Annotated in this window: 10 protein-coding genes and 1 other RNA gene; 6 read left to right on the top strand and 5 right to left on the bottom strand. The window is 67.8% G+C overall.

The window, feature by feature from the left end; all coding sequences use genetic code 11:
- The first annotated feature begins 25 nt into the window (after window positions 1-25).
- The 3 genes from CA237_RS08005 to CA237_RS07995 all read left to right on the top strand — a co-directional run bounded on the left by CA237_RS08005 (window position 26) and on the right by CA237_RS07995 (window position 2,917).
- Window positions 26-463, top strand: a complete 438-nt coding sequence (locus CA237_RS08005) for an iron-sulfur cluster assembly scaffold protein (protein ID WP_066688630.1) — start codon at window positions 26-28, stop codon at window positions 461-463.
- Complete coding sequence (locus tag CA237_RS08000; protein ID WP_066688631.1) at window positions 463-2,247, top strand: cation:proton antiporter; 1,785 nt, start codon at window positions 463-465, stop codon at window positions 2,245-2,247. Before CA237_RS08005 ends, CA237_RS08000 begins: the two co-directional genes overlap by 1 nt.
- A 334-nt stretch (window positions 2,248-2,581) precedes the next feature.
- Window positions 2,582-2,917 carry a DUF423 domain-containing protein gene (locus CA237_RS07995; RefSeq protein ID WP_066688633.1) on the top strand — a complete coding sequence of 112 codons (336 nt, stop codon included), beginning with the start codon at window positions 2,582-2,584 and terminating at the stop codon, window positions 2,915-2,917.
- Window positions 2,918-3,046: 129 nt separating this feature from the next.
- On the opposite strand, the gene CA237_RS07990 is transcribed toward CA237_RS07995, so the two are convergent.
- The 3 genes from CA237_RS07990 to CA237_RS07980 form a co-directional block, all read right to left on the bottom strand.
- Window positions 3,047-3,481 carry a GNAT family N-acetyltransferase gene (locus CA237_RS07990; protein WP_206432960.1) on the bottom strand — a complete coding sequence of 145 codons (435 nt, stop codon included), beginning with the start codon at window positions 3,479-3,481 and terminating at the stop codon, window positions 3,047-3,049.
- 164 nt (window positions 3,482-3,645) lie between these two features.
- Complete coding sequence (trpE, locus tag CA237_RS07985) at window positions 3,646-5,142, bottom strand: anthranilate synthase component I (RefSeq protein WP_066688635.1); 1,497 nt, start codon at window positions 5,140-5,142, stop codon at window positions 3,646-3,648.
- Window positions 5,139-7,091 carry a peptidylprolyl isomerase gene (locus CA237_RS07980; RefSeq protein ID WP_066688637.1) on the bottom strand — a complete coding sequence of 651 codons (1,953 nt, stop codon included), beginning with the start codon at window positions 7,089-7,091 and terminating at the stop codon, window positions 5,139-5,141. Before CA237_RS07980 ends, trpE begins: the two co-directional genes overlap by 4 nt.
- A gap of 129 nt (window positions 7,092-7,220) precedes the next feature.
- On the opposite strand from CA237_RS07980, the gene tpiA reads away from it, so the two are divergent.
- The 3 genes from tpiA to ffs all read left to right on the top strand — a co-directional run bounded on the left by tpiA (window position 7,221) and on the right by ffs (window position 8,604).
- On the top strand, window positions 7,221-7,967 hold the full coding sequence (gene tpiA / locus CA237_RS07975; RefSeq protein WP_066688639.1) for a triose-phosphate isomerase: 747 nt from the start codon (window positions 7,221-7,223) through the stop codon (window positions 7,965-7,967).
- 95 nt (window positions 7,968-8,062) lie between these two features.
- The gene (locus CA237_RS07970; protein ID WP_066688685.1) at window positions 8,063-8,470 is read left to right on the top strand and encodes a hypothetical protein; all 408 of its coding nucleotides are present in this window, start codon (window positions 8,063-8,065) and stop codon (window positions 8,468-8,470) included.
- 37 nt (window positions 8,471-8,507) lie between these two features.
- An RNA gene (ffs, locus tag CA237_RS07965) (signal recognition particle sRNA small type) lies at window positions 8,508-8,604 on the top strand.
- On the opposite strand, the gene CA237_RS07960 is transcribed toward ffs, so the two are convergent.
- Together CA237_RS07960 and parE are read right to left on the bottom strand one after the other, a co-directional pair.
- Window positions 8,603-9,901, bottom strand: coding sequence for a serine hydrolase (locus CA237_RS07960; RefSeq protein ID WP_066688687.1), 1,299 nt, complete (start codon window positions 9,899-9,901; stop codon window positions 8,603-8,605). The genes ffs and CA237_RS07960 overlap by 2 nt on opposite strands.
- A gap of 70 nt (window positions 9,902-9,971) precedes the next feature.
- Window positions 9,972-11,951: a DNA topoisomerase IV subunit B gene (gene parE / locus CA237_RS07955; protein ID WP_066688641.1), complete on the bottom strand. Its 1,980-nt coding sequence runs from the start codon at window positions 11,949-11,951 to the stop codon at window positions 9,972-9,974.
- Between the last annotated feature and the right edge of the window lie 110 nt (window positions 11,952-12,061).

Below are 12,061 nucleotides of genomic sequence, written 5' to 3'. Positions count from 1 at the left end.
CACGAACCCGCCCTACATCGGTCGCGTGACCGCACCGCTCTACAACACCGAAATCCTCCGCCTCGCCGCCGAAACCGCGCAGGCCGTCCGCCTTCCCGAACCCCATGCTTCGGTAGAGAAACGCTCGCCGATCTGTGGCAGCCGGGTGACGGTCGACATCGCGTTGGGCGAGGACGGCCACGTCGCCGCTATCGGCATGCTGGTCCGCGCCTGCGCGCTGGGGCAGGCATCCTCGGCGTTGCTCGCCCGCGCGGTCGTCGGCAAGACGCCGGCCGAGCTCGCCGCCGCCAGCGATACGCTCACCGCCTGGCTGGCCGGGGAGGGCGATGCCCCCGACTGGCCCGGCCTGACGCTGTTCGAACCGGCGCGCCCGCACAGCGCGCGCCACGCCTCGATCCGCCTCGCCTTCGAAGCCGCCGCCGAAGCCGCGGCACAGGCCGCCGGTCAGCGGGCCGCCGCCTGATGGAACACGGCACCGCGTCGCTGCTCCATGATTTCGCGCCGCTGCTGGGCGCGGCGCTGGTCTTCGTGCTGATCTTCCGCAAGCTGGGGCTGGGTGCCACGCTCGGCTATCTCGTTGCCGGGTCGGTCGTCGGACCGCAGGTGCTGGGACTGGTCGGCAATGCCGAATCCAAACTCGCCATCGCCGAACTCGGCATCACGCTGCTGCTGTTCCTTGTCGGGCTCGAACTGTCGCCATCGCGCCTGTGGCAGATGAAGCGCGATATTTTTGGCCTGGGCCTGTTGCAGGTGGCGCTCTGCGGCATCGCCATCACCGGCGTCGTCTGGCTCGCCACCCATTTCAGCTGGGCCGCCGCCATCGCGCTCGGCCTGCCGTTGGCGCTGTCCTCGACCGCGCAGGTGCTGCCGATGCTGCAATCGGCCGGTCGCATGAAGACCCCGTTCGGCGAACGCGCCTTTGCGATCCTGCTGTTTCAGGATCTGTCGATCGTCCCGCTCATCACCATCGTCGCCGCCCTGTCGCGCAACCCGGCCGATGCCGCCGGACCGCCGGGGTGGCAGCTGGCGCTGTGGACCGTCGGTGCGGTGGTCGGGCTGATCCTCGCCGGCCGCTTCCTGCTGCGCCCGCTGTTCCGCCTGATCGGCAATATGGGCGAGCGCGAGATGTTCGTGTTCGCCGGGCTGTTCACCGTCATCGCCAGCGCGGCGGTGATGCAGGCGCTCGGCCTGTCGACCGCTCTGGGCGCGTTCATCGCCGGCGTGATGCTGGCCGACAGCCCGTATCGCCACGAGCTGGAGGCGGACGTCGAACCGTTCCGCTCGATCCTGCTCGGTCTGTTCTTCCTCGCGGTCGGCATGATGCTCGATCTGGGGGCGATCGTCGAACGGCCGGTGTTCGTCGTCGGCATGGCGCTGGCGCTGATCGCGACCAAGGGGGTGGTGATCTTCGGTCTCGGCCGGCTGTTCGGCATGCCATGGCGCAGCGCGCTGGCGCTGGGGCTGTTGCTCAGCCAGGGCGGCGAATTCGGCTTCGTCCTGTTCGCGCAGGCGCAGAATGCGCTGCTGATCGCGCCCGAGGCGGCGAGCGTCTTCGGCGCGATCGTCACCCTGTCGATGGCGACCACTCCGTTCCTGATGATGGCGACCCGCAAGTTCCGCGCCGAGCCGGAAAAAAAGGACGGCAAGACCCCCGAAGGCCCGCGCCACGACGGCGCCAGCGCGGTCGTCGTCGGCTATGGCCGCTTCGGCCAGACCGTCGCGCAGATGCTGCTGGCGCAGGGGATCAGCGTCACGGTCATCGACACCGATGTGGAGATGATCGAGATCGCGGGCGGCTTCGGGATGAAGGTCTATTATGGCGACGGCACGCGCATCGACATGTTGCGCCTCGCCGGGGCGGCCGATGCCGAACTGCTGCTGTTCTGCACCGATGGCGATCCGTTCGATGCGGAGATGATCGGTGCGATCCACCACGCCTTTCCGGGGCCGGGCATCTTCGTGCGCGCCTTTGACCGGCGGTCGGTGGTGAAGCTGGCCAATGCCCCGGTCGAGGGCGTGTTTCGCGAAGTGCTCGACTCCGCCGTCACCATGGCACGCGCCGCCATGGCCAGCGTCGGCGTCGACGATGGCGAGATCGACCGGACCGAAGACCTGTATCGCAAGGCCGACGCCAAGCGGTTGCTGCAACAGTCCGAAACCGGCGACCTGCGACAGGGACGCGACATGATCTTCACCCACGCCCGCGTCAGCGCGGCGTCGGGCACGGTGCCGGACGACGCGGGGTGAAGGGGTGGTGTGGACAGCCGTGACAGCGCATCTGCGGTACGCCATGAGTGACAGTCACGCCGCGACGATCGTCTTCAAGGACACCATCCCAGCGAAGGCAGGGCATTCCCGGTAACGTCCCGCCCGCCCCGCCTCCAACGTCACCCCCGGACTTGATCCGGGGTCCCGCTTCTTCTGCCAGGTCGGTGAGAAAGCGGGACCCCGGATCAAGTCCGGGGTGACGAAGACAGGGACGGACACAAGCCTCCCGCCGACGACCTGAAATCGCAAGCGAACCAGCGCAAACCCCGATAGATACATTCCCGTCACGCCGCCGAACCACGGAGCCAACCCGATGAACCTGCTTCTCCTCGCCGCCGCGCTGTCCGGCGCCATGGCGGTCGCTGCCGGCGCGTTCGGCGCGCATGGCGCCTCCGGCCCGGCGGCCGAGTGGCTCAAGACCGGTGGCCAGTATCAGCTCGCCCACGCCATCGCCACGCTGGTCGCACTGAACCTCGGCGCGCGGGGGCCGGGCTGGCTGTTCGTGGCCGGCGGGTTGCTGTTCGGCGGTTCGCTCTACGCGATGGCACTGGGCGGTCCGCGCGGGGTGCTGGGGCCGATCACCCCGCTCGGCGGTCTCGCGATGATTATCGGCTGGCTGTGGCTCGGCTGGATCGCACTCCGCCGTTGATCCCATCGTCACCCCGGACTTGATCCGGGGTCCCGCTTCTTCCTTCTACTCCGCGTCGACAGCCCGAACCGCTTTCCTACAGCGCCCAACCGCCATAGCCTGCCACCGCTCTTTCGCCCGTAAACCGCCTCAATCGACCGCGATGGTATAGGTGTGGAACTGCGCATCGCGTTCCCATCCGGTGCGGACGTACAGCGCGTGCGCCGCGCTGTTGTCGACCGCCGTCGACAGCGTCATCCGCGCCGCGCCGACCGATCGCGCATGGTCCCGCGCCGCCTCCAGCAACGCCTCACCGACGCCCTGGCACCGTGCCTCCGGCGCCACGAACAGGTCGTTCAGGATCAGCGTCATCCGCATCCGCACCGACGAAAAGCACGGATAAAGTTGCGTGAAGCCCGCACCGTCCCCCGCCAGCAGGATCACCGATTCCTCCCGCGCGATCCGCTCGGCCAGGAACGCGCGGGCGCCGGCCAGGTCACTGTCCTGCCCATAGAATTGGCGATAGGCATCGAACAACGGAACGATCCGGTCGAGATGCTGCAATGTCGCACGGCAAATCTGCACCATGGCTTTCCTCGCGCATCGGGACGACGGTGCCAACTTCCGCGCGTCCGTGACAACCATTCACCTTTGACGAATCATGCGATTGCAAATGCTTGGCCGCCGACCGCCGCCAAACATCCTACGCCTGCAACATGAACCTAGCGCAAACTTCGTAAACTTCCGCGCTATTGTCCGAAACGAACCTTGCCCGCTTGGGCCACCGCTTCGCGCGCCGCCGCCAGCAGCGCGCCTGCCTTCGCCTCGCACTCGCGTTGTTCATAGGCGGGGTCGCTGTCGGCGACGATGCCCGCGCCCGACTGGACGTGCATCATCCCGTCCTTGACCACCGCGGTCCGCAGCACGATGCACGAATCCATCGACCCGTCCGGGCTGAAATAGCCGACGCCGCCGGCATAGGCCCCGCGCCGTTCGCGCTCCAGCTCGGCGATGACCTGGCACGCCCGTACCTTCGGCGCGCCCGACACGGTGCCGGCCGGGAAACCGGCGAACAACGCGTCCAGCGCATCGGCGTCCGACCGCAGCGTGCCGACGACATTGGACACGATGTGCATGACATGGCTGTACAATTCGACCGTATAGCTATCGGTCACCCGGACGCTGCCGCTCGACGCGACCCGACCGACATCGTTACGGCCCAGGTCGAGCAGCATCAGATGCTCGGCCCGTTCCTTGGGATCGGCGAGCAGGCTGGTCCGGTTCGCCTCGTCCTCCGCCGCCGTGGCACCCCGCGGGCGGGTACCGGCGATCGGCCGGATCGTGACCTCGCCATCGCGCAGCCGCACCAGGATTTCCGGGCTGGACCCGGTCAGCGCAAAGCCCGGCAGGTCGAGATGATAGAGGAATGGCGACGGGTTGATCCGCCGCAGCGCCCGGTACAGCTCGAACGGCTCCAGCGGAAAGGGCGTGGTGAAACGCTGCGCCAGCACGACCTGAAAGATATCGCCGGCCGCGATATATTCCTTCGCCGCCGCGACCATCTCGCCATAGCGGCCGGCGGGCAGGGTGGGGGCCAGCGCCAGTTCGGGCACCTCGGTCAGCCGCGCCGGCACGGGCAGGGCGGCGGCATCCAGCGCCGCCGCCGTCGCCTCGATCCGCTCCGCCGCCGCTTCGACACTGGCACCGGGCCACACCGGCGCGACGACGAACAGCGTGTCCGACAGCCGGTCGAACACCAGCAGCACGGTCGGCCGGACGAACATCATGTCGGGCAGGTGCAGCGCGTCCTCCGCCGCCTGCGGCAGCGTTTCGACTAGCCCGACCGTCTCGTAACCGAAATAGCCGACCAGGCACGCCAGTGCGCGGGGCAGGGCGGCCGGAACGTCCATCCGGCACTGCCCGACCAGCGTCCGCAGGGCGGCGAGCGTCGGTTCGCCGCACGGCGCGAAGGCCTCGCGATCGGTCAGCCAGTCGGCGTTGATCGCCGCGCCATGCCCCTGCGCCCGGAACACCAGGTCGGGGGCCAGCCCCAACAGGCTGTAGCGACCGCGCACCGACCCGCCCTCGACCGATTCCAGCAGGAAGTCGCCCCGCCCCGGCTGGATCAGCTTGAGCGCGGCGGCGACCGGCGTTTCGGTATCCGCGACCCGCGTGGTCCACAGCAGCGCCGGCCGTCCCTCGGCCAGCGCGGCGCGGGCGGCGTCTACCCCCTCGATCCCGTTCATTGCGCGGGCGCGGGGGTGGCTCCGCCGACCAGTTCGTTACGGACGCGGTTGATGGTCTGCTCGTTGCGCTTCACGCCGACCTGCCGGCGCACCGCCTCGACGAACTGCTCGGCATATTCGTTGCCGCTCAACTGGCCCAGTTCGCGTCCGACGCCGGTGATCGCCGCCTTGTCGTTGGTCGCGTCGCCACGCTGGATGCCGTCAAGATAGACGATCAGCCAGCCTTCGCCATTGGGTGCAGCGGTCAGCCGGGCTTTCTTGGGCGCCATCGAGAACATCAGCTGCAGTGCGGCGGGAACCTGCGGCCCCATCTGCGACAGCTGCGCGCGCGAGGCATTGACCGGGCGCGGCGCGGGCAGGCGCGTGCCCGACTGGGCGACGGCGGTGCCGAGCGGCATCCCGCCATTGACCTTGGTCAGGATCTGCTGGGCGACCGCACGGGCGGCCTTCAACGCCTGATCCTGCTTGTACTGGCCGATGACCTGCTCACGAATCTCGCCCAGTGGACGCGGCGCGGCGCGGGTTACGTCGCCGGTCGATACCAGTGCGAAGGTGCCGTCGGCCGCGGTCTGCACGATCTGCGGCGCGTCGCCCGACTCCGCGGCAAAGCCCGCTTCGATGATCGGCGCCAGCGCCGGATCGGGCTGCGCCGGCTTCAACGGATCGACGCCCTGCGCGGTGACCGGGGCGGTCGCCTGCGCCGACAGGTTGGCGTCCTTGACGATCTCGTCGAACGTCGCGCCATCGGTGATGCCGCCGTCGATCTTCTCCTGGATCGCGCCCAGCGCGGTCGCGCCCTTGGTCTTGGTCAGTTCGGCGACCAGTTCGGGGCGGGCCTTTTCGAGCGTCTTGCCGGGAACCTGCGTCACTGCATCGACCTTCAACACGACGAAGCCGAGCGGCGACTGCACCGGGCCGACCACCGCCCCCTGCTGCGCGCCGAACGCGGCTTCGGCGACGGCGGGCGAGGTCTTGGCGGCGAGCTGCCCCTTGGTCTGTCCGGCAAAGTTCGTGGCTTCGAGGCCGATCGCGCTGGCGGCGGCGTTCAGCGCCTGCCCACCGCGTACCGCCTGCGCCAGCTTGGTCGCAGCTGCCTGATCGGCGACGACGACCTGCGACACGCTGCGGGTCTGCGATGCGGCGAAGCGTGCGGCGTTGGCGCGATAGGCGGCCTGCACCTCGGCATCGGTCGGCGTCGCCTGTGCGGTCACGCTGGCCGGGGTGACGATCGCGTAACGGATCACGCGACGCTCCGGGATCATGTAGCGCGCGCGGTTGGCGGTGTAATAGGCCTGCAACTGCTGGTCGGTCGGTGCGGCCGGGGCGGGGAAGGCGGCGGTCGGCACGATCGCGACCTGTCCGCTGCGCGCTTCCTTGGCGAGCGACGCATAGGGCAGCGCCAGCTGCTGCGGCATGTAGCTCGCCTGCAGCGTGCGGGCGAGCATCAGGCGGGTGAGCGTCGCGCGGCGGATATCGTCGCGCAACTGCTGCGGCGTGATGCGCGCACGGGCCAACGCCTGTTCAAAGGTGCGCTGGTCGAACTTGCCGTCCAGCCCCTGGAACGCCGGCAGGCTGGCGATCTGGCCGTCGACATAGCGGTCGGACACTACCAGCCCGTGGTCCTGCGCGAACTGGCGCAGCGCCGCGTCGGAAATGGCGCGGTTGAGCGACCCTTCGAACCCGCCGCTTGCGATATAGCGCGCGGTATCCAGTCCGGGCTGGCGTTGCGCCGCCTGCTGCACGTCGCCCCGGATGCGCTCGGTCAGCGCGGTGTCGGTGATCGTGTCGTCACCCACGGTAGCGACGGTCGCACCGCTGCCGCCCAGCGATGACGGGCGCAGACCGTTTAGGTCGGCCATGGCGAAGCCGATGGCGATGACCGCCAGCAACAGCAGGCCGACAAAGATGCCGACCTTCGACTTGGTCATGCGCCTGAAGAAACCGAGCATCCGTGCAACCGATCGAAAGGAATGAAAGGATGCCGCTTTAGAAGGCGGTCGCGCCCGCTTCAAGGTTGCGCGCATCGCCACATGCGCTATCGGCTGTAGAACATGTAAAACGCTCGGGGAGCCATGGGTATGAGTCGTCGCAAGCTGGTGGCAGGGAACTGGAAGATGCACGGGCTTCGCGGGCAGCTGGCTGAGATCGCCAAGATCGATGCCGCCGCTGCCGCTGCACCGGGCGTCGACGTTGCGCTGTGCGTGCCCGCCACGCTGGTGCATCCCGCCTCGGAGATCGCCAGGTCGGTGCAGATCGGCGGGCAGGACGTCCATGCCAACGACCGTGGCGCGCACACTGGCTGCGTGTCGGCGGAGATGCTGGTGGAAGCGGGTGCGACGATCGTGATCGTCGGCCATAGCGAACGCCGCGCCGACCAGAACGAGACGAGCCACGACGCATGGGCCAAGGCCGCGGCCGCCCGTCGCCACGGGCTTAACGTCATCCTGTGCTGCGGCGAGACCGAGGCCGAGCGTGATGCCGGGCGTGCCGAACGCGTCGTGCAGGCGCAGATCGAGAAATCGGTGCCGGAAGGGGCCAGCGGCGACTGGTTCACGCTTGCCTATGAACCACGCTGGGCGATCGGGACCGGGCGGACTCCGTCGCCCGACGAGATCGCGCAGGTCCACGCCATCGCCCGCGCCAAGCTGCGCCAGATGGTCGGCGACGCCGCCGATGGTATCCGCATCCTCTATGGCGGGTCGGTGACCGGCGCCAACGCCGCCGCGATCCTGTCGATCGACGATGTCGATGGCGCGCTGGTCGGAGGGGCAAGCCTGACTGCCGACAAATTCGTGCCGATCATCGAGGCGGCAGCCAGCCTGTAAGGGGGAGCGCTGGCGCGGGTGGAACGGTCCGCGTCAGTGTCGGTTCATCCCGGACATGCTATACCGTGCATATTGCTGTAGCCGGGATGACGATCATGCGTGTTTTCAAGCTGTTGTTGATTGCCCTGATCACCGCCAGCGCGGTCCCGTTGGCGGCCCGCGACCGAGACAATGTCGCCGGAGAAGCGGCGCTGTCGCGCATTACCGAGCGTCGCGACGCGGGCCGGCCGGTCGACTGCATCAACCTGCGCGATATCCGCTCCAGCGAGATCGTGCCGAATACCGCCATCGTCTATCGCATGAACAACGGCACGCTGTTCGTGAACCGGCCGTCGGGGAGCGGTATCCTCGACCGCGACGACATCCTCGTCACGCGGACGATCGGGACGCAGCTGTGTCGGATCGATATCGTCAACCTGGTCGACCGCAATTCGCGGATGATGAGCGGTTCGATCTCGCTCGGTGATTTCGTCCCCTATTCGCGATTGCCGAAACGCAGCTGATCCCCTTGCGTCCGGCTTCCGCTTCGCCCATATGGCGCGCGGGAGTCGGGCGGACGATGCCGTCGCCAACCCGGTCAGGTCCGGAAGGAAGCAGCCGCAACGATTTCGCAGCGGGTCGTCCGGCTCCCACCTTTATCGCGGCGCGGCAAGGTCCAGCGCGCGGTTCATCAGCCCGGTGAATTTCAACGTATCGACATCGCGCGCGGGATCGTTGATCCCGGCCGTCAGCGCATACCATGCACCATTACCGGCCTGCAGCAGGAAGGTCATGGTCAGCACGCCAGGTTCCGAACCGCCCTTGTACCCGACATAGCGCCAATGCTTCGTCGCATCGGGCAAGCCGGGATTTTTCGACAATATGGCGCGAAGCTCCGCTCCGGCCGTTCCGTCCATATGCCGCCGCAGCCAGTCCATCGCGCGGATCAGGTCGTTGGGGCTGGCGAACCATTCCAGTTCGACGATGCGCAGCGGCTTTCCGTTCTGGAACAGGTCGCGCGGAATGGCGGCAATCGGCGTGTCGCGCACCGGCCCATCGAGAAACGCCCGCCGCGCCTTCGCATCCATCGCCAGATAGCGCGTGCCCAGCGCGCCACCGTCCACGCCTTTCAGCTTGAAGACCTCCAGTGCGCCAAGAAAGGGCACATTGCGCACGCCGCCATCGGTAAAGCCGACGACCGGCAACATCGCCTCCACCTTTGCCCGGCCAAGGTGGAACAGCAGGATGTCGGTCGCGCTGTTGTCGCTGACCGAAATCATCCGTTCCGCGAGTTCCCGCAGCGCGATCTGCGTGCCCTTTGGCTGCTGCGCATAGCCGCCGCCGGGCAGCGCCGACCCGTCGAGCGTGACGACGTCGCTCCATTTGCGCTCGCCTGCCTCGATCGAGCGGACCAGTTCGGCGAGGATCACCAGCTTGAACGCCGATCCGATCGCGATGGGGGTAGTAGCGTTGCGGGCCTTTTCCAGACGCGGCGACCCGTCGCCCAGCCGGGCGAGTGCGAACACGCTCGTGCCATTCTGGGCGGCCAGCTGTTCCACCACCGCGTCCAGCGTCTGCGCCGCCGGACCGCGCGGTTCGGCGCCCTTCGCCAGCAGGCCGATGATCTGATGACTGCCACCTGGATCGAGCGTCAGGTCCGCGTTCAGGGTACCGCCGTCATAGGCGATGCGGATCTGTGCCGCCCATGGGCCGGTCGCCTCGATCGCCGCCACACCGGTCGGCTTGCCGAGCGCCTGCTGCAACTGTGCGGCGATCGCGTCGAACCGCGCGCGGGGTACGGCGGTGCGGAACGACGGCGCAAAGGTCGCATCATAGTCGCCGGTGCCCCCCAGCAGCGCGACGACCTCGCGAGCGCGGCTCTCGATCGTCGCGGCGGCCGGCTGCGCCTGCGCCGACGGCGACATGATCGCGGCCAGCATCATCATGGGCACCATCGCATCTTCCCCCAAAACCCCTGTTCGTCAGGAGGTTGCGGCATCGAGGAAGAGGCGTCAATCGATGCGTTCAGGCGTCGATGACCTCGTCGTCCAGCCGCGCGGCATTTTCCTGGATGAAGGCGAAGCGGTGCGCCGGGTTAGTTCCCATCAGCCGGTCGACCAGGTCCTTTACCGCCGCGCGTTCCTCATATTCCTGCGGCAGGGTAATGCGGATCAGGCTGCGGCTGGCCGGGTCCATCGTCGTCTCGCGCAGCTGGCCCGGGTTCATCTCGCCCAGCCCCTTGAACCGCGCGACCTCGACCTTCTTGCCCTTGAATGCGGTGCGTTCCAGTTCGGCGCGATGCGCATCGTCGCGGGCATAGAGCGACTTGGCGCCGACCGTCAGGCGGTACAGCGGCGGCTGCGCCAGATAGAGGTGCCCGCGCCGGACGATATCGGGCATCTCCTGAAAGAAGAAGGTCATCAGAAGCGTCGCGATATGCGCGCCGTCGACATCGGCGTCGGTCATGATGACGATGCGTTCGTAGCGCAGCGCATCAGGCTGGCAGTCCTTGCGCGTGCCGCAGCCCATGGCGAGGATCAGGTCGGCGATTTCCTGATTGGCGAGGATCTTCGCGCTGGTTGCCGAGGCGACGTTCAGGATCTTGCCGCGGATCGGCAGGATCGCCTGCGTCTTGCGGTCGCGCGCCTGCTTGGCCGAACCGCCCGCCGAATCGCCCTCGACGATGAACAATTCGGTGCCGGCGGGATCGTCCGACGCGCAGTCGGTCAGCTTGCCCGGCAGGCGCAGCTTGCGCGACGACGTCGCCGTCTTGCGCTTGACCTCGCGCTCCGCCTTGCGGCGCAGGCGTTCGTCCATCCGGTCGAGCACGAGGCCGAGCAGCGCCTTGCCCCGGTCCATATTGTGACTGAGGAAATGGTCGAAATGGTCGCGCACCGCCTTTTCGACGAGGCTGGCGGCCTCGACGCTGGTCAGGCGATCCTTGGTCTGGCTCTGAAACTGCGGGTCGCGTATGAACACCGACAGCATCAATTCGGACCCGACCGTCACGTCGTCGGCGGTCATGTCCTTGGCTCGCTTGCTGCCGACCAGATCGGCAAAGCCGCGCAGTCCCCGCACCAGCGCCTGCCGCAACCCTTGTTCGTGGGTACCGCCATCGGGCGTCGGGATGGTGTTGCAATAATAGCTGTAGCTGCCGTCGCTCCACAGCGGCCACGCCACCGCCCATTCGACGCGGCCGGCTTCACCCGGGAAATCCTGTCGCCCGGTGAAGAAATCGGCGGTTGCACATTCGCGCCCGCCAATCTGTTCGCGCAGGTGATCGGCAAGACCGCCGGGGAACTGGAACACCGCTTCGGCCGGTACGTCGGTCCCGGCGACCAGTTCGGGTGCGCATTTCCAGCGGATTTCGACGCCCGCGAACAGATAGGCCTTGGACCGCACCAGCTTGTGCAGCCGCGCGGGCTTGAACTGTAAATCGGCGAAAATCTCGGCATCGGGCGTGAAGGCGACCAGCGTACCGCGCCGGTTGGGGGCGGCGCCGACATGTTCGAGCGGGCCGAGCGTCTGCCCCTGCGAGAAGCGCTGCCGATACAGCTGCCGGTCGCGCGCGACCTCGACCACCGTGTCGACCGACAGGGCGTTGACGACCGAGATGCCGACGCCGTGCAGGCCGCCTGACGTCGCATAGGCTTTGCCCGCGAACTTGCCGCCCGAATGCAGCGTGGAGAGAATGACCTCCAGCGCCGACTTGTCGGGGAATTTCGGGTGCGGATCGACCGGGATGCCGCGGCCATTGTCGATGATGGTCAGCCGGTTGCCGATGTCCAGCTGCACCTCGATCCGGGTGGCATGGCCTGCGACGGCCTCGTCCATCGCATTGTCGAGCACCTCGGCGGCCAGATGGTGCAGCGCCCGTTCGTCGGTGCCGCCGATATACATGCCTGGCCGCCGCCGTACCGGCTCCAGCCCTTCCAGCACCTCGATCGAGGACGCGTCATAGGCGGGCGGGGTGGGGATGTTCGCTTCGAACAGATTGTCGGCCATGGTCGGGGTATAGAACGAAACGGGGCCATCCGCAAAGCACCGCGTCGGGCAACTTTTGGCAATGAAAAGTTACGCTGCGCTGCGGGAGCGGGACGCAGTGTGAGCCGTTC

It is taken from the genome of Sphingomonas sp. ABOLH (genome assembly GCF_003951715.1).
Classification (GTDB): Bacteria; Pseudomonadota; Alphaproteobacteria; order Sphingomonadales; family Sphingomonadaceae; genus Sphingomonas; species Sphingomonas hankookensis_A.
Note: the sequence above shows the minus strand (reverse complement) of the source record. Positions and strands in the feature narration are given on the sequence as shown.